Origin of the sequence: Pseudomonas sp. NFX5 (assembly GCF_049132125.1) — a bacterium.
Taxonomy (GTDB): domain Bacteria; phylum Pseudomonadota; class Gammaproteobacteria; order Pseudomonadales; family Pseudomonadaceae; genus Aquipseudomonas; species Aquipseudomonas marginalis.
The window spans coordinates 627,243-645,374 of sequence record NZ_JAFMZG010000044.1; the positions used below are offsets into that span (position 1 = coordinate 627,243).

At 61.0% G+C, this 18,132-nt stretch carries 16 protein-coding genes; 10 read left to right on the forward strand and 6 right to left on the reverse strand.

What is annotated here, in order from left to right:
• On the forward strand, positions 1–819 hold the full coding sequence (gene efeO / locus J1N02_RS30845) for an iron uptake system protein EfeO (protein WP_027607887.1): 819 nt from the start codon (positions 1–3) through the stop codon (positions 817–819).
• 36 nt (positions 820–855) lie between these two features.
• On the opposite strand, the gene J1N02_RS30850 is transcribed toward efeO, so the two are convergent.
• Both J1N02_RS30850 and pssA read right to left on the reverse strand, forming a co-directional pair.
• Positions 856–4,254: a hypothetical protein gene (locus tag J1N02_RS30850; RefSeq protein WP_421148228.1), complete on the reverse strand. Its 3,399-nt coding sequence runs from the start codon at positions 4,252–4,254 to the stop codon at positions 856–858.
• A 359-nt stretch (positions 4,255–4,613) separates the two neighbouring features.
• Complete coding sequence (pssA, locus tag J1N02_RS30855) at positions 4,614–5,957, reverse strand: CDP-diacylglycerol--serine O-phosphatidyltransferase (protein ID WP_421148229.1); 1,344 nt, start codon at positions 5,955–5,957, stop codon at positions 4,614–4,616.
• A 125-nt stretch (positions 5,958–6,082) separates the two neighbouring features.
• On the opposite strand from pssA, the gene J1N02_RS30860 reads away from it, so the two are divergent.
• Positions 6,083–6,646: a TetR/AcrR family transcriptional regulator gene (locus J1N02_RS30860; RefSeq protein ID WP_027607890.1), complete on the forward strand. Its 564-nt coding sequence runs from the start codon at positions 6,083–6,085 to the stop codon at positions 6,644–6,646.
• A gap of 54 nt (positions 6,647–6,700) precedes the next feature.
• Entirely contained in the window at positions 6,701–7,180 is a 480-nt protein-coding gene (locus J1N02_RS30865) for a DUF1348 family protein (protein WP_092359444.1), read from the forward strand.
• Between the two features lie 42 nt (positions 7,181–7,222).
• Here the strand turns inward: J1N02_RS30865 and J1N02_RS30870 are convergent, their stop codons facing one another.
• Positions 7,223–8,380: a PQQ-dependent sugar dehydrogenase gene (locus J1N02_RS30870; protein WP_421148230.1), complete on the reverse strand. Its 1,158-nt coding sequence runs from the start codon at positions 8,378–8,380 to the stop codon at positions 7,223–7,225.
• A 12-nt stretch (positions 8,381–8,392) separates the two neighbouring features.
• Complete coding sequence (locus J1N02_RS30875) at positions 8,393–8,707, reverse strand: hypothetical protein (RefSeq protein WP_027607893.1); 315 nt, start codon at positions 8,705–8,707, stop codon at positions 8,393–8,395.
• A gap of 184 nt (positions 8,708–8,891) precedes the next feature.
• On the opposite strand from J1N02_RS30875, the gene J1N02_RS30880 reads away from it, so the two are divergent.
• Complete coding sequence (locus tag J1N02_RS30880) at positions 8,892–9,731, forward strand: Ku protein (RefSeq protein ID WP_027607894.1); 840 nt, start codon at positions 8,892–8,894, stop codon at positions 9,729–9,731.
• A gap of 24 nt (positions 9,732–9,755) precedes the next feature.
• Positions 9,756–12,230: a DNA ligase D gene (ligD, locus tag J1N02_RS30885; protein ID WP_421148231.1), complete on the forward strand. Its 2,475-nt coding sequence runs from the start codon at positions 9,756–9,758 to the stop codon at positions 12,228–12,230.
• Positions 12,231–12,248: 18 nt separating this feature from the next.
• On the opposite strand, the gene lpxO is transcribed toward ligD, so the two are convergent.
• Complete coding sequence (gene lpxO, locus J1N02_RS30890) at positions 12,249–13,148, reverse strand: lipid A hydroxylase LpxO (RefSeq protein WP_065948679.1); 900 nt, start codon at positions 13,146–13,148, stop codon at positions 12,249–12,251.
• 334 nt (positions 13,149–13,482) lie between these two features.
• On the opposite strand from lpxO, the gene J1N02_RS30895 reads away from it, so the two are divergent.
• Positions 13,483–13,869 (forward strand): TIGR03067 domain-containing protein, encoded by a 387-nt coding sequence (locus tag J1N02_RS30895; protein ID WP_421148232.1) that lies wholly within the window; start codon positions 13,483–13,485, stop codon positions 13,867–13,869.
• Between the two features lie 137 nt (positions 13,870–14,006).
• On the opposite strand, the gene J1N02_RS30900 is transcribed toward J1N02_RS30895, so the two are convergent.
• Positions 14,007–14,819: a class I SAM-dependent methyltransferase gene (locus J1N02_RS30900; protein ID WP_092359433.1), complete on the reverse strand. Its 813-nt coding sequence runs from the start codon at positions 14,817–14,819 to the stop codon at positions 14,007–14,009.
• A 154-nt stretch (positions 14,820–14,973) separates the two neighbouring features.
• On the opposite strand from J1N02_RS30900, the gene J1N02_RS30905 reads away from it, so the two are divergent.
• From J1N02_RS30905 to J1N02_RS30920, 4 genes are all read left to right on the forward strand, one after another.
• Entirely contained in the window at positions 14,974–16,212 is a 1,239-nt protein-coding gene (locus tag J1N02_RS30905) for an MFS transporter (RefSeq protein ID WP_027607900.1), read from the forward strand.
• A 49-nt stretch (positions 16,213–16,261) separates the two neighbouring features.
• Positions 16,262–16,837, forward strand: coding sequence for a hypothetical protein (locus tag J1N02_RS30910; protein WP_027607901.1), 576 nt, complete (start codon positions 16,262–16,264; stop codon positions 16,835–16,837).
• Positions 16,838–16,908: 71 nt separating this feature from the next.
• Positions 16,909–17,235, forward strand: a complete 327-nt coding sequence (locus J1N02_RS30915) for a DUF2388 domain-containing protein (RefSeq protein WP_027607902.1) — start codon at positions 16,909–16,911, stop codon at positions 17,233–17,235.
• Between the two features lie 482 nt (positions 17,236–17,717).
• A complete protein-coding gene (locus J1N02_RS30920) occupies positions 17,718–17,927 on the forward strand; it encodes a hypothetical protein (RefSeq protein WP_017528106.1) in 210 nt (69 codons plus the stop codon).
• The last annotated feature ends 205 nt before the right edge of the window (positions 17,928–18,132 follow it).

An 18,132-nucleotide genomic window follows, 5' to 3' on the forward strand; every position in this document is an offset into this window, starting at 1 on the left:
ATGAAGAAGTCGACTATCGCGTTGTCGTTGTTAATGACCCTTTCGCCGCTGGCAGCGTTTGCCGCTACCGCGCCGTTGGACCTGGTAGGCCCGGTGTCGGACTACAAGATCTACGTCACCGAAGAAATCGGCGAGCTGGTCACCCAGACCCAGGCGTTCACCGACGCCATCAACCAAGGCGACCTGGCCACCGCCAAGAAGCTCTACGCGCCGACCCGCGTGCACTATGAGTCCATCGAGCCGATCGCCGAGCTGTTCAGCGACCTGGATGCGTCCATTGACTCCCGGGTCGATGACCACGAAAAAGGCGTGACCGCCGAAGACTTCACCGGTTTCCACCGCATCGAGTACGCGCTGTTCTCCCAGAACACCACCAAAGGCCTGGAAGCCCTGACGGCCAAGCTCAACACTGACGTCAACGACCTGAAAACCCGTGTCGACGGCCTGACCTTCCCGCCGGAGAAAGTCGTCGGCGGTGCCGCTGCGTTGCTGGAAGAAGTTGCCGCCACCAAGATCTCCGGTGAAGAAGACCGCTACAGCCACACCGACCTGTATGATTTCCAGGGCAACATCGACGGTGCGAAGAAAATCGTCGACCTGTTCCGTGGCCAGATCGAGAAACAGGACAAGGCTTTCCTGGCCAAGGTCGACAAGAACTTCGCCAGCGTGGACAAGATCCTGGCCAAGTACAAGACCAAGGACGGCGGCTTCCAGACCTACGACAAGGTCAAGGAAAACGACCGCAAGGCGCTGGTAGGTCCGGTCAACACCCTGGCCGAAGACCTGTCGACCCTGCGCGGCAAGCTGGGCCTGAACTGATACGGCCTCCCGCGCCTGGCGCGGGAGGTCGTCGGCTCAACGGGTTGGCTGGAAGCCGTTCAGTGGCGTGCCGAAAGGCGCGCCGCTGCGCGGGTCAATCGCATACCAGCGGCCGTTGTATGGCGTGGCGTGCACGTCGACCTCCCGATAACGCCCCGCCTTGCCCGCTGTCGGTGTCACCACGGGCGCCTCCGTGCCGCTCGCCTGCCCGGCTGCAATCAGCAGATACGCACGCAACTTCTCCTCGGCGGTCACCAGATGCGGGACCGTCTTGCCCCACTTCATTGCCCCACCCGCCAGCAACGCCGGCAGTTTTACCAGTCCCTTGGTCGCGGCATTGATCATCTGCGGGTAACCATCCAGCGGGTTCAGCGCCGCACTGGTAAACAAACCGGACTGCTTGATGAAGTCAAATGCTCGATCGCTGAAACTCGCTCCAGCTTTCACCTGGGGCACTGCAATCGCCGATAGCTTGAGTCGTGTAACAAGCTGGGTCAGGCGGCGGGGCACCAGGGCCCTGGCCGAGCGGATCAGCGCCCGGGCCTGGCTACCCGCACCAATGGCCACGCCGACTACATCCAGTGCCAGGTTGGCCAGACCTGCGCTGATATTGCCTTGTTTGAACTCCTGATACGCCCCCACGAACGGCACGAACCCCAGTAGAAAGGCATGATCGCGTGCCCGCGCTTCACGGTGCTTCTCCAGCGGCAGTGACTCGCTTGCGCGTTGCAACATGCTTTCGGCGGGCTCGTAAAAGTTGTCCTGGGCGATCCTGTTGACGATGCTCGCTGTTTTTCGCGAACTGTAGGTGTCCGGGACGAACGATTCCGGCGTATGGCTGGGCGGTAATTCTCGCGCAGCAAATGCGCCGCCCAACGCCGACACGATCACCGCCTGGAATGCTGGGTTGGGATCAGGATGGGAACCGTTGGCATAGGCGTCCAAATCAAGGTTCATCTGCGCGCCGCGTACCACCGGTAAATACACCGGGCCATGGGGTGATGGAAAACCCTCGCGGTGAATGACGCCGTCGAGCTCCATCGCGTCGGGTAGATCCGTACGCTTGATGATCTTGCCGTTGGCGAACACCTCGAAATGCACGACCGTGGGTCCATGCTCAACGCGCATCAGGGTGCCGTGGCGCGCCCTGCTGGCGTCTTTGAGTGCGTCGGTCTCCTCGGCCTGGATCTTCCCGGTTTCCCGGCGCAAGGTGAACAGTTCGACCTTGCCCAGTTCCAGCAACTTGCGATCCTCCAGAGGCAACTCGGCAAACATCAGCTTAAGCTTGGTGGCGTATGCGTCCTGGAGCTTTTTCCGGTGCTGGAGCACCGAGTTTTCCAGCAACTTATCCAGCTCGGGCAGACGGCGAATACGTGTATCGAGCCTGGCCCGCGCCGCCTCGGTTACCTGGGGTGCCCGCGCGTGGTGGTAAGGCGTTTTCGCCGTCGCGGGGAAAGCAGGCATGTCGTCACTGAGCACCCATTTGCCCGGTGCCAGGTCGCCGGTCATATAGGTCTCCACCAACGAGCGGGTGCGCGGTTCCGAGACCGGCAGGTTGCGACGATCCTCTGCACTGGCCACATGCACGGTCATGCCTTCCAGTTCGGCCTGGGTGATACCAGGAAACACGCGCAGCAATTCCTTGATCGCCAGCGCCTTGCGCGTCGGCAGTTCACTGCTCGCAGTCGTGAAGGCGGTGGCGACGTCTTCACGCTGGCGGAAAAATACCCGCGCCGCCTCCTGGATATCCCCCGACGAGTATCCACTGTCACTGCGCTGCCTGATACAGCCGTTCAACACCCCCCAATCAGCGATGACTTTCAAGGCATTGAGTTGCATCAGCGTCGCCTGCGCGTCACTGACGGGTTCCAGGGTGGTCAAGTCGGTGACCTGCTGTTCATTCATCATCCTCGACGTCCCTGGCGCATTGTGATCGGCCAATGCGCAGCCCAGGCGCAGCTCCATCCAGGCCGGCGTGCCGATACTCACGGACTCGGGCACATCGCGCACGAGCATTTCCGGCGCCGCCTGCGCCAGGCACACGTGGGCAGCCAACACCGCCAGCTTGGGGTCCAGGCCTTTGTTGTGCTGAAGGTGGCGCTCGATGTCACGGCGTACCTGACTGAACGAGCGCCCCATGTTCGTCGGCTGGTAGATCGGATAGCCCGCCACTTCCCCGGGCTTGTCGGACATCGAGGGATCGACGTGCAGCTTGATCGCGGCGGTTACCAGTTGCTGGAGCAGCGTCCTGGGCAGCGTCGAGTTAGCGCCCTGGCCCACCTGCCAGCGCAGCGCGCCAGCCATTTGCTCGCCGAACGCCAAGGCATCCGGGCTGTCCAGCAGCCTGTCCAGGTGAGCCTGCGGGTCGGCCTGCAACGCCTGCAATGTGACCCTGGACAATGCGCTGAACCCACGAGCCAGGGGACCGCGCAGGCGGATGTCGGCCATGGTGCCCATGTGCTTTTGATCGTCTGCGGTCAAGGTGCCCGGCTTCCACTCCTGGGGCAACAACGCGCCGTAGTCCCCCAATGGCGGCGGCGTTGGCAAGGCAGTGCGCAACCAGGCAACCAGGTTGCGCGTTTCACTCACGGTACGCGCCGAGCCCAAGCCCTTGAAATCCAGGAGCTGGCGCATGTCGTAGCGTGGCGTCGAGTACAGGGCGTTGCCCAAGGGCACGCTGAGCGCCGCCAGTGCCTCGAACTCATCGTTCAGTTCCGGTACGGCTTCCACGTAGCGGGTCAGATTCACCCAACCGCCTACCGGACTCAGGCGCTCAAGCCTGCCTTCAGACACCCTGAATGGCGCACCGGCCCAGGCGAAGCCCTCCTGCTCCAGCAGGCGAACCATTTGCGGGCACGTGACAAACCGCTGCAAACGCTCCACCGCAGCCTGGCTATGCCGGGGCAATGACGATGCCGGTGAAAGCTCGGTCTCATGATCCGACCAGTCCGTACGCGCAGTGTCCGGCAGTTCTTCAAGTTCTGCTTCAAGGCGATCGGCCAGGGCAAGGCGCTCCTCCAGTTCGCTGATCACTTGCCAGGTCTGCTCAAGGTTGCCGGCAGTGATCTGGCCGACCCCTTGGCGCGGCAGCCACAATGCGTCGTCTGGCCCGATAAAAGGCAGCCCCTGGTCCGAGGGGTCCAGCAGTTCTCGAATCGGCCTCAGGGTGCGGGAAACTTCGTTCCAGCCGGAGTTATCGGTCAGGCTGAATCTGACGGCGCTGCGTACACCATTATGGTTGGCGTAGCCCTCGATATGATCGCGGTGAAAGGTCAGGGTCGCAGGCTCAAGGCGCTGCTCGGCAATCCACTGTTGCAACGCTGGCCGGTTCAGCAGGTGTTGGTACAAGCGCGTTGCCAGGCCCGGACTGCTGTCCGGCGGCACCTCGACCATCGTGTAGCCGCTGCTTTCAGCGGCGGCAACGCGCTCAGCCAACTGAGTGTCGGCGGCGGCAGTGCGCGCCTGATCCCGGGGAGGCAGTCGCGTCCACGGGCCAGCCGCGGCCGGCGTTGCATCGGCAGTGGATCGCCGCCTGCGCAGGGTGGGTGGTTGAGTCGGTATGGGATCAGGCGCAGCAGGCACTGCGCTGGGTGGGGTGGGAAACTCCGGAACGGATGGGCGGCTGTGAGGCAGTAGCATCAACATAGTCATCGCTCTCTCGGATGAGTCCATTAAGAATGGATCCGTCCATCCGTGAACGGTGAGAGGCAATCTAAAGACGCTTATCCCAGGCTGGATATAGGAACTGTCCGATACCCTCTACGATTGCATTGCTGATGATTTCACAAGGCGGCTTAAAGGATTCGGTACAGCAATCGCTCAATCCTCACCCGGCTGACGCGACGCAGGAACTTGCCCACCGCCTGCGGATAATCCACCAGGGTTTGCAAGTCCTGGTAACGCTCGATCCGCGTGGTGTGCTGGAAGATCTGCGCCAGCTCCGTGCGTCGCGGCTCCAGCCACTGGCCTTGGGGGTCATCGACGAGCAAGGCGTTTTCCAGGTCGAGACGAAACGCCCGTGGGTTGAGGTTGTTGCCGGTGAGCAAGGTGTAGCGCTGATCGACCCACATGCCCTTGAGGTGGTAGGTGTTGTCGCCGTCGCGCCACAGGTGCAGGTTCAACTGGCCGCTGTCGATCACCGGTTGATGGCGTTTTGCGAAACGGCGCAGGCTGATTTCGTACAGGTACGGCAGTGCCGAGATCACCTTGAAGGGTTCGCTGGGCGGGATGTAGAAATCGTTGGCGGTCTTGTCGCCGACGATGATGTCGACCTTCACCCCACGCGCCAGGGCGCGGTTGATCTCCCGGGTCACCGGCAGCGGCAGGTTGAAGTACGGCGTACAGATGGTCAGTTGGTGCTGGGCGCTGGCGATCAGTTCGAGGATCACGCGGTTCAACGGGTTGTTCTTGCCCACGCCGAGCAACGGGCTGACAGACAGGTGGCCGTTGGGCAACTGCCCTGCGGTGGTGTCGTAGGCCGCGTGCTTGAGACGGCTGCGCAGGTCGCCGATGTCGTTGCGCAGGCTGCGGGTGGTCGGCGGGTTGGGCAGGTCGAGGCGGTGCACGGCCTTGGAGGCCACCAGGCCGTGTTCCACCAAGTGCTGCATGGAATCCGCCAGGGGCTGGCTGTGGATCAGGTGGTAACGGTCAAAGCGGTATTTATCGAACTTGTGCAGGTACACGTTGTTCAGGCTGGCACCGCTGTACAACACGCTGTCATCGATCACGAAGCCCTTGAGGTGCAGCACGCCGAACAGCTCGCGGGTTTGCACCGGTACGCCGTACACCGGCACTTCACTGGCATGGCGCTGCGTCATGGCCTGGTACCAGGCGCTGTTGCCCGGTTGCTTGCCGGCACCGATCAGCCCGCGCTGGGCGCGCAGCCAGTCGACCACCACCACGATGTCCAGCTCCGGCCGTGCGTCCTTGGCGGCGTGCAGGGCGTCGTAGATCTCCTGCCCTGCCTCGTCCTGCTGCAGGTACAACGCGACGATGTAGATGCGGCGGGTGGCCGTGGCGATGTTCTCCAGCAGGCAGCGACGGAACGCGTCAGCGCCGGACAGCACGTCAATGGCGTCGGGGGTCAGGGGAAAACCGCGCAGTTTGGGCAACAGGGAGCGTTTGAAGAACGACGGCATAAGGCTCGCAATGGGTCGAATCCGAAGAGGCCCCGAGCTTACACCATGGGGGTGCTCAGGTCTCGCAGTGGCAGAGAGTAAAATTCCTGCTGACAAAGAAGAACGATCGTTCTACTTTAGCAGCCATGAACGATATGACCCCCAATGAAACCCGCGACATTATCCTCGACGTCACCGAGAAGTTGATCTATCGCCACGGCATCGCCGCCACCGGCATGGACTTCCTGGTGAAAACCGCCGGCGTCTCGCGAAAAAGCATTTACCGTTACTTCGCCAATAAAGATGAGCTGGTGATCGCGGCCCTGCAGCGCCGTGACGAGCGCTGGATGCACTGGCTGCGCGCCGAAGTGGAGCGCGTCGATGGCAGCGGCGCACGCTTGCTCGCGCTGTTCGACGCGCTCAAGGCCTGGTTCGGCTCGGCGGATTTTCGCGGCTGCGCCTTTATCAACACCAGTGGCGAAACCGGCGACCCGCACGACCCGGTCCGCCTGCTGGCCAAGGCCCATAAACAGAAACTGTTCGAGTACGCACTCGAACTGTGCCAAGCACATGGCACCCCCGACCCCGAACGGCAGGCCGCGCAACTGCTGATCCTGATCGATGGCGCCATTACCGTTGCCCTGGTCATGGGTGATTCAACAGCTGCCGATAATGCGCAATGCATGGCGCGAACGTTATTGGGACTGTGAACGCACCCGCCTGGCAACTTTCGATAACGCTGTATGGTTTTGAGGAGCCGCCTGATGTCATCTACCGCAGAAACACGTCCGCCCTTGCCGCCGTTTACCCGTGAATCGGCGATTGAAAAAGTGCGCCTGGCCGAAGACGGCTGGAATTCCCGCGACCCGCATCGGGTGTCGCTGGCTTACACCCTGGACACGCAGTGGCGTAACCGCGCCGAATTCGCCCATAACCGCGAAGAGGCCAAGGGCTTTCTCACCCGGAAATGGGCCAGGGAGCTGGAGTATCGGCTGATCAAGGAGCTATGGGCCTTTACCGACAACCGCATCGCCGTGCGCTATGCCTACGAATGGCACGACGACTCGGGTAACTGGTTCCGCTCCTATGGCAATGAGAACTGGGAGTTCGACGAGAATGGCCTGATGGCCAATCGTTTTGCCTGCATCAACGACCTGCCGATCAAGGAGAGCGAACGCAAGTTCCACTGGCCGCTGGGACGGCGCCCGGATGAGCATCCGGGGTTGTCCGAACTCGGGCTTTGACTGAAGCCGCAAGCTTGAAACTTCAAGCTTGCGGCTCCTTGCTCAATCCTGATTGAGGCCCACTCGATACAGCACGCCATTGTCCTCATCCGTCAGCACATACAGAAAGCCATCCGGCCCCTGCCGCACATCGCGAATGCGTGCCTTCAAACCGCCCAGCAAGCGCTCTTCATGGATAACCTTGTCGCCATCGAACTGCAGACGAATCAGTTCCTGGCTGGCCAGCGCACCGATGAACACGTTGTGCTTCCACGCCTTGAACCGGTCGGCGTCGTAGAACGCCATGCCACTGATGGCCGGTGATTTCTCCCACACATGATGGGGCGCCACGGTGCCTTCTGCGGTCTTGCCCCTGGCCTCGGGAATCGGTGTGAGCGAATAGTTGATGCCGTGAGTCGCCAGCGGCCAGCCGTAGTTCTTGCCCCGCTCGATAATGTTGATTTCATCACCGCCGCGCGGCCCGTGTTCGTTTTCCCAGAGCGTGCCACTCCATGGGTTCAGCGCCAGCCCCTGCGGATTGCGCTGGCCGTAGGACCAGATCTCGGGACGTACCCCGGCTTGACCGACAAACGGGTTGTCATCGGGTACGCGGCCATCCGGGTAGATCCGTACGACTTTGCCCTGCAGCTTGTCCAGGTCCTGGGCGGTCGGGCGGTCGTTGTTTTCCCCCAGGGTTACGAACAGGTAGCCATCGCGGTCGAAGGCCAGGCGCGAACCGAAGTGGTTGCCGGTGGAGAGTTTCGGCTCCTGGCGCAGGATCACGTTGAAATCGGTCAAGCCACTCAGGTCCGGCGCCAGGCGCCCGCGACCCACAGCGGTGCCGGCCGTGCCGCCCTTGCCGCCGCCTTCGGCGTACGCCAGGTAGACCATGCGGTCCTGCTTGAAGTCCGGCGACAGCACCACATCGAGCAAACCGCCCTGCCCCTTGGCCCACACCTCAGGCACGCCGGTCAACGGCGCAGACAGCTTGCCGTCCGGACTGACAAAGCGCAGGTGGCCCGGACGCTCGGTCACCAGGAAACCCTGCTGGTCGGGTAGAAACGCCACGGCCCACGGGTGATCGAGGCCTTTGGCAATCGGAGTCGCGGTGATGCTGCCTTGTTCACTGGGGAACTGCTGCCCATCGGCGGCATAAACGGCCGTCTGCGCAAGCAGCGCGGTGGCGCACAGGGTGGCGAGCAGGGTTTTGCGTATAAACATAAGACAGCGTCCTTACCGGCGATTGCCGTTGGCATCATAGGTGGGGGCTTTGGTTTCGGTGGCGGGACGGCTGGGGGCCGCATCGCGTTGCGGGTAGCGATTGCCGATACCACCGTTTTCCAGGGTCGGTGTGCGCGGCGTTGGCACGGTCTGAATACCACGCACCGCCGGCGTATTGGGCTGGGTGCCCTGCATGCTGTTGGGGTTGGCCCGGTGGATCGGGCCGGTATTGGAATCGCTTCTGCCGGGCAGGTTTTGCGCGAGGGCAACTGGCCCAAGTGCCAGGCCCAACACCAGCACCGCGAGATGACGCACACAGCTGTTCATGACAAAGCCTCTCTGGGGCGAGGAGTACGTGCTTTCGATACCACGCTACGCCCTGGGTTCGGCTTTCGTAACTAAATAGTTTCTGATCAGGTGTAACGAGATCTGTCCACGCATCTGCCCGGCGAAACTTTTCACGCAGCCTTCGAGTCACCAGAACACAGCTTCTTGTTAAGGAATCGCACGTATGCCACGGGCAATCTGGAAAGGCGCCATCAGTTTCGGCCTGGTTCATATTCCGGTATCGCTGGTCTCGGCCACGTCCGCCCAGGGCGTGGATTTCGACTGGCTGGACAAGCGCAGCATGGACCCGGTGGGCTACAAGCGCATCAACAAGGCCACCGGCAAGGAGGTCACCAAGGAGAATATCGTCAAGGGCGTAGCGTTTGAGAAAGGCCGCTATGTGGTACTCAGCGAAGATGAGATCCGCTCTGCCCACCCCAAGTCGACCCAGACCATCGAAATCATCGCGTTTGTCGCCAGCGACCAGATTCCGTTGCAGAACATCGACACGCCCTACTTCCTGGCCCCGGATAAACGCGGTGGCAAGGTCTACGCACTGCTGCGCGAAACGTTGAAGAAAACCCGCAAGGTGGCCCTGGCCAATGTGGTGTTGCACACCAAGCAACACCTGGCGGCACTGATGCCCCTGGAGTCGGCGCTGGTGCTGGTGATGCTGCGCTGGCCGGCTGAAGTGCGCAGCCTGGATGAATTGGAACTGCCCAGCGATGTGACCAAACCCAGCCTGGCCAAGGGCGAGCTGGACATGGCCAGGCGCCTGGTGGAAGACATGAGCGCCGACTGGCAGCCCGAGGCATATCGCGACAGCTTTCAGGAAAAGATCATGGCGCTGGTGGCCAGGAAGGCCAAGGCCGGCAAGATCGAAGACGTCGAATCCCAGGAAGGCAGCGAGGAACGCAAGTCCGCCGATGTGATCGACCTGACCGAGCTGCTCAAGCGCAGCCTGGCCGGCAAGCCGACGACGAAAAAACCGGCCGCGAAAAAAACCGGCAAAAAGGCCTCTTGAGCCTGACGTATGCGGGAGAACCACATGGCCAAGCCCCTGAGCGAATACAACCGTAAACGCGATTTCGAGGTCACCGCCGAGCCAGCAGGCCGCGCACCGGGTCGTAAGCCCAAGGCATCGGCCCTGAGCTTCGTGATCCAGAAGCACGCTGCGCGCAACCTGCACTATGACTTCCGTCTTGAGCTTGACGGAGTGCTGCTCAGTTGGGCAGTGCCCAAGGGGCCGAGCCTGGACCCGAGCCAGAAACGCCTGGCCGTGCACGTTGAAGATCATCCCCTGAGCTATGGCGGTTTCGAGGGCAGCATCCCGGCCGGCCAGTACGGCGCCGGCGATGTGATCGTGTGGGACCGCGGCATCTGGCAACCCCACGACGACCCGCGCAAGGCCTATGCCGCCGGCAAACTCAAATTTACCCTGGTCGGTGAAAAGCTCTCCGGTGACTGGGCGCTGGTACGTACGCGCCTCAAGGGCAGCGGCGACAAGGAGCAGTGGCTGCTGATCAAGGAAAAAGACCAGCAGGCCCGCCCCGCCACCGAATACGATATCGTCCAGGCCCAGCCAAAGAGCGTGCTCAGTGACGCCTCGGTCGGTGAACCCAAGACCAGGCCTCGCGCCAAACCACAGAAGCGGGCAACGGCCCTCCCCGAGCAGTTCGCCCCGCAACTGGCGACCCTGGTGGACCGTGCGCCCGAAGGCGACTGGCACTACGAGATCAAGTTCGATGGTTACCGCATGCTCGCCCGCATCCGCGACGGCGAGGTACGCCTGTTTACCCGCAATGGCCACGACTGGACCGAGCGCCTGCCACGCCAGGTCAAGGCCCTGCAGGCCCTGAAGCTCAAGGACAGCTGGCTCGATGGCGAGGTGGTCAGCCTCAATGACGACGGCCTGCCGGACTTCCAGGCGCTGCAAAATGCCTTTGAGCTCGGCCGCAGCCTGGACATCGTCTACTACCTGTTCGACGCGCCGTTTTTAAACGGCAGCGATCAGCGCCAGGCGCCACTGGAGGAGCGTCGCGCCGCGCTCAAAGACGCCTTGTCCGGCAGCCGCAGCAAATTGCTGCGTTTCTCCGAGGCGTTTGCCGCCAACCAGCGCGATATTGTCGAAAGCGCATGCGAGCTGGCCTTGGAAGGCGTGATCGGCAAACGTAAGGGCAGTCCCTACGTCTCCAGTCGAAGTACCGATTGGATCAAGCTCAAATGCCGCCTGCGCCAGGAGTTCGTGATCGTCGGCTACACCCTCCCCCAGGGCTCACGCAGCGGTTTTGGTGCGCTGCTGCTGGCCGTCCATGCCGATGGCGCACTGGTCTATGCCGGGCGCGTGGGCACCGGGTTCGACCAGGCCTCACTGAAAAATATCCATGCCCGGCTCAAGCCTTTGGAACGCACCGCGTCGCCCCTGGCAAAACCGCTTACCGGCGCCCAGGCGCGCGGCGTACATTGGGTGGAGCCGACACTGGTGGGCGAGGTGCAGTTTGCCCAATGGACCCGAGAGGGCGTGGTACGCCAGGCAGCGTTTGTGGGGTTGCGCACGGACAAACCCGCCGCGCAGGTCATCCGGGAGCAGCCCCGCGCGGCCAAAACCCTGAAAGCACCGGCGGCCCGCAAAGCCAGCGGGGTGACGATCACTCACCCCGACCGCGTCATCGACCCGCAAAGCGGCACGCAGAAACAGCAATTGGCGCAGTTCTACGAAGGCATCAGCGAATGGATCCTGCCCTTCCTGCGCCATCGCCCCGTGTCCCTGCTCAGGGCTCCGGAAGGCATCGAGGGCGAGCAGTTCTTCCAGAAGCACGCGGAGCGCCTGGCGATTCCGAACATCAAGCAACTGGACCCGGCACTGGACCCAGGCCATGCGCGCCTGATGGAGATCGACACGACAAAAGCGCTGATTGGGGCCGTGCAAATGGGCACCCTCGAACTGCATACCTGGGGCGCCACCTCGGACAAGATCGAAACCCCGGACCTGTTTGTGCTGGACCTTGACCCGGACCCGGCGCTGCCCTGGAAAACCATGCTGGAAGCCGCTCAGCTCACCTTGTCGGTACTCGACGAGCTGGGGTTGGAAGCCTTCGTCAAGACCAGCGGCGGCAAAGGCTTGCACCTGGTCATACCGTTGGCGCGGCGGGATGGCTGGGACAGCGTAAAGGCCTTTGCCAAGGCCATTGCCCATTTCATGACCGAGCAACTGCCCGAGCGCTTCACCGCCACCTCCGGGCCGAAAAACCGTGTAGGCAAGATCTTTATCGATTACCTGCGCAATGCACGAGGCGCGAGCACCGTGGCGGCTTATTCGGTGCGCGCACGCCCTGGGCTGCCGGTGTCGGTGCCGGTCAGTCGCGAGGAATTGAAGGGATTGCGCGGCGCTCAGCAATGGACGGTGGCCAACCTGCACCAACGCTTGCAGGAGCTGAAGGTTGATCCTTGGGCCGGCTACGCCAATCGGCAGAAGATCAGTAAAAAAATGTGGGAAAAGTTGGGCGCAAAGCCACCGGAGTGACTAACGCCCGAATCGACTTCAAATCAGTATGAAGATGAGTGCCAGGGCCGCGAAGATCGCCCATTTTTCCAGGTAGTAACGTGTGCGGTTGCGTTTTTTCAGCTCTTTGCCACGCAAGCGAATCTTGTACAGCCGGTTAAATGCGCGATTGAGCCCGCCGGTCTTGTCGCCTGCATCGTTGGGCGAGCCTGCAGCGGCCATGACGTTACGACTGAACCAACGGTTGAACGTGGCAGCCCAGCGATATTTCATCGGCCGCTCGATATCGCAAAACAGGATGATGCGGTTCTGCTGCGTGGTGTTTTCGGCGTAGTGGATGTAGGTCTCGTCAAACATCACTGCCTCACCGTCACGCCAGTAATAGTTCTCGCCGTCCACATTGATATAGCAGCCCGGATCATTCGGGGTCACCAGACCCAAGTGATAACGGTACGAACCGGCGTAGGGGTCACGGTGGCGCACCAGCTTGGAGCCCGGTGGCAACTCGGCGAACATTGCCGCCTTGATCGAGCCGATGCCCTGTAACAGCTCGGTGGTACGCGGGCACAGCTTCATCGCCGAAGGATGGCTTTCGCCGTACCATTTCAGGTAAAAGCGCTTCCAGCCAGACTTGAAGAACGAGTTGAAACCTACATCGTTGTACTGGTCCGAGCGCTTGATTTCACCCATGTGCATGAGGTTCAGGCCCTCCTCGCGAATCTCCTTCCAATGCGCCTCAAGGGGGCTCAAGTCAGGAAAGTCACTGGGTGACAGGTAGGGACGGCCGGGTAACCTGGAGCACAGGTACAGCAAGCAGTTGATCGGGGCCAGGAAGGTCGAATGATCACTGAGTTGGCGGCCCAGCTTATGCCGCACCCGACCACGCAGGTGTACATACGCAATGGAGGCAACGTAGAGAACAACAATGATGAGTTTCAAGGGATTTCGTCACATGTCAGAAGAAAACAGGCTGCTCCTGCGCGCCCACAACGGCTGAGGATGGATAGCAGCATCTGAAATCACAATTCACACAATTGGCACGAACGGCTGAGTAATGTCCCGATACGTGGTCCGTGGCAGTTATTTAGCCACAGTTTGTAACCAAAAGTTAATCAAGAATTGTGAAAACCTGTCTACCGAATGTGCCTTGCAGACGCCTCGACGGGCTGGCCTTGGGGCCCGGCAACCACCGATCATCGAACGGCGAAAGATGGTAAAAGGCAGCACCGCCGGCAACGTCCGGCAATTACTCCTGCAGCAAAAAGGAATTTGTATGTCATCCATTTCAGACCCAGATATTCAAGCCCTTCAAGGCGCCTGGGAGCAAATCTCACTCGAAGACAGTGGCGTACTCAATCCCATCGATGCCCACAGCGCTCCGGGTGCTTTAACCACTATCAGCGGCGACCGCTTCGAAGTGAAGACCGTCAGTGGCGAGGTGTTGTTGGCGGGTCGGTTTTTCCTCGACAGCAGCACGGTTCCCAAAAGCATTACCTGGGTGGACGCCCTGGGCGATGACGCCGGTAAGCACCTGCCCGCCAGTTATCGCCTCGAGGGGGATTCATTTGTGTTCATTGCGGCGGATGAAGGTATGCCCAGGCCCATCGTGTTCAGTACCGGCCCAGGCCAAACCATGCGCACTTTCGTGCACCGCGCTTGATGCTGTACGCCATCCGAACGCGCGACAGCATTTTCACAAAGCCTTCACTTTCAGCCCTATAGGGTAAAGCCTACCTACTCCAGTAAATCCCTTGGCCCGCCAGTTCGCGGGCTTTTTTTTGCCTGGTGCGAATCGGCTCAGGCGGGACGCTTGGTGGCGGCCAGCGTGAAGCACAGGGGCAACTGGGCAGGCTGGTGCTCGTACTGGTCGTAAAGTTCTTCGCGATTGGAGTGGGCATATTCCTGCAGATGGTCGATCTGCAATTGCGCAGCAATCGCCGCGCTCACCACATCCCCCAGGGTGTGCACATACCAATAGGAGGTCGGCCCCGCCACTTCGCCCTGCCCCTCATAGACAATCGACTCCTGCAGCACAAAAGGCTCACGCTGGAAGTACGAACTGGCCGGCAACAGTGGGTCTGGCGCGCGCGGGTCGAACATTTCCAGAAACGGGTGGGTTTCATACATCACCAGCGTGCCACCGGGTTTCAAGGTCCTCGCAACATGGCGCATGAACAGCGCCACATCCGGCATCCAGCCCAGCACGCCGATGGTCACCAAGGCAATGTCGAAGCGCTCGTGCAAGCGGGATGGCAACTGGTGGATATCGCTTTCGATGAATTCCGGGTTGTGGGGCGAAACGTCGGCAAGCTCACGGGCCTGCTGCAGGAACGCCCGGGATTGATCCACACCGACCACCAAACGCGCGCCCAGGCCAAACAGCGACAGGCTTTCGCGGCCGTTATTGCAGCACACCTGCACCACCTCTTTGCCGGCAACGCCGATGTCTTGCAACAGCCCGGTAAGGGTGGGGTCCAGGCACGAAAACCCAGGGTCGCGGACCCCGTTAAGCAGGGCGCTCCAGGTCTCGGTGGTTTTGTGCAGGTCGGCGGATTGATCCCAGGCGTCCTTGTTGCAGGCAATCGCCTGTTGAGCTGAGGGCATGTCCATTGCGTCTCCAGATAAGTCATACGGCGAGGCAAAGAAAATAAGCCACAAGCCCGCAGATTAAAACCCCAGCAGCAGGCGAAACTAAATGAACTGCGCGCAGGTCACTAGCGCAATGAGTGTTCAGCCTTTGAACGCCCCCTGCGAAGTCCTGATCATGGCCACACACGCCGACCTGCGTAATACCCTGTCCCTGGACAGCCTGAATTTTTTCCTGGCGGATGTGCGCGACGGCCTCGGTCCATACCTGGCCATCTACTTGCTGGCGGTGCACAAATGGGATCCGGCCAGTATCGGCGTAGTCATGACCCTGGCAGGTATCGCCGCGCTGATCACCCAGGGCCCGGCGGGTGCCCTGATCGACCGCACGCGCAGCAAACGCGCGGTGATTGCCGTTGCCGCCCTGCTGGTGACCGGCAGTTGCCTGTTGCTGCCCTTCGTCAGTTCATTCAGCCTGGTTGCCTTGACCCAGGCGGCCAGTGCCATCGCCGCCTCGGTGTTCGCGCCGGCGATTTCCGCGATTTCCCTGGGCATTACCGGGCCACGTGCGTTCACCCGGCGCACCGGGCGCAACGAAACCTTCAACCATGCCGGCAACGCTGTGGCGGCGCTGTTGGCCGGTGGCCTGGCGTACCTGTTCGGACCCGTGGTGGTGTTCTACCTGATGGCCTTTATGGCGGTGGCCAGCGTCGTCGCGGTCAGTTGCGTCTCCGCCAAGGCGATCGACCATGAGGTGGCCCGGGGCTTCGACCCTGCCCACCACAGCGACCATGAGCAGCCGTCCGGCATTGCGGTCTTGCTGGCCAACCGGCCGTTATTGCTGTTTGCCGTCTGCTGCGCCCTCTTCCACCTGGCCAATGCGGCGATGCTGCCACTGGTCAGCCAGAAGCTCTCGCAGATCAACCTGCAGATGGCCACGCCGCTGACCTCGGCCTGTATTGTCGCCGCACAATTGGTGATGGTGCCGATGGCCTGGCTGGTGGGCAGCAAGGCCGACGTGTGGGGGCGCAAGCCGCTGTTGCTGTTCGGCTTCATGATCCTGCCGCTGCGTGGCGTGCTCTATACCCTGTCCAGCGATCCCTACTGGCTGGTGGCCGTGCAGATGCTCGACGGTATCGGCGCAGGGATCTTCGGTGCGCTGTTCCCGGTGATCGTCAAGGACCTGACCCAGGGCACCGGGCGTTTCAACGTCAGCCTGGGGGCGCTGTCCACCGTATTTGGGCTGGGCGCGGCCTTGAGCAGCAGCCTGGCCGGTTTTGTGGTGCAGCAGGCGGGCTACAATGCGGCCTTCCTCACCCTGGCCGGGGTGGCGGGCGTCGCGTTGGCGCTGTTATGGCTGGCGATGCCGGAGACGCTGGCGAAGCCCATCTTGGCCCCCCACGCATCTGCCGCATGATATAAGCGACACTGTGCGCCGAACCCAAACAGCAAATGGAGTTGCCCCTATGAAGAAATACATCCTGTATCCGCTACTGCTTCTGCTCGCAGGATGCAGCACGGGGCCCTATCTGCATCCGGAGTCGACGGTGGGCAGCAACGCCCTGCTTTCGCGCACCTGCCCCGGCCCGAAAGCGGCGATGAGCTATGCCCCACTGGCAGAAGAACTCAACTGGGTTCATGTGCTGGTCTATGTGGCGCCACCCGGCACATCCAGCTGGCCGGGTAACCAGCGCTCAACCGCGGCTGAACTGCGCCTGTTCGGACGGCTCTACCCATCCAATAGCACAGCAGCCGTCAAACAGGCCGACCCGGCGCTTTGGGTCAGTGCAGCGTCGCCCGTTGTCACGGTCACCCTGGCGAATGGGCAAAGCTATCCTGTCACCATTGAACAACTCAAAACCGGTTTCGACCCCAGGAAAACATTCCACAGCGAGTTCAAAGGGACAGCATTGGGCCAAGGCGACATGGATGATTTCACGCTCACCTTTCCGGACATATTCGTCAACGGTGAAAAAGTCCCTATGGCCCCGATTCATTTCAAGAAACGCGAAGAGCGTTATGCGCCTGTGTTTAATTGCTGACGGGCCGGGTTTCTGGCGCTCAGCCGACTCTGTTACCGTGCGTCCTTCGACCGCAATGGAAGCATCGAAGAATGAATTCCTGGAAGACGCTGGCAATCGCCCTCATGGCATCGATCAGCACCAACGCTATGGCATGGTATGTGGAGAACCCGGTCGAGAGAGCGCTGAGCGCCACCACCCTGTTCCCGACCATTGTCCTCGGCGGGACCACGGCATTCACGGTCTACTCGCCCTCAGTAATGAAAAAAGCGAAGGATGATGCCCTTGCATTCATTGGCTCCGAGGGCGAAATTCGCGGCGCTCAGTTTGAGCAGGCATCTCTACACTACCGCTCGGCCCCTCACACGCGCCCCATGACCGATATGCAGCTCGCACAGGCAATCGCAACAACTTACTGAGCGCGGCCTCGTCGAGAACGGCTTGCCACATTCAAAACGCTGAACATCCGTCGTCGGCCGCCATACAACTGTCGCCTGACATATGCGACAATGCGCGCCAAATTCCAACACACATCCCCCATTTTTTGCTCAGCGACCGGGTTTCGCGCCTTGATGTCGCTGTTGATGCATGCCTGAAGGCTCCTGCCGCCACGCTCGCAACCCATTGATAGGTAAAGTAATTGATCTCCACAGCTAACATCACCATGCGGTATGAAACGCATTCTGATGATTACTGTTGATCAGTGTTTGCTGGGCCAAGTCGTCATAAGTAATCAGCAATAGCACACCGAAATGCACCCGTTGGTCCCAAGACTGGTCCCAACGGGAAAATTTTATCCCATGCCGAAACTGCATACCCCCCCTCGCTGCGTCCTGCCGACTAAATCAAATCCCCCAGATTAAGCCCCCCGCTAAGCTGTTCACTTCAAGGAGGAATAGACATGCCGAATACAGACCTACTCCCGTCCCTACTCTCCAAACTCTACGAAAACCAGCTGGCCCTGGAAGCCTCCATCATGGAGTTGTCGAATTGGGTCGAGCAGCGCGGCTCCGCAGATGTAGCCGAGAATATCCGGGGCGCTCTGCACACCATCGACGAGAACGAAGAGTTCATAAAACTTACCCTGGCAGTGCTCATGGCGCCGGAGTAAATCCTATAGCTCATCGCCTCAAATCGGCGTCACGTCAAAAGCTCAATTACTGCATGCGCATACAGCATTCGGGTTTCCCGTCATGAACCTTGATGAAGACACCTGCGGGTGGCTTGGATGCCCTACGCGCCCGGAAATGTACAAGTACACATGCCCCCTAAATATATTCAGGACTTCGCCGATAGATTCGATAAGTGCCCCGCGT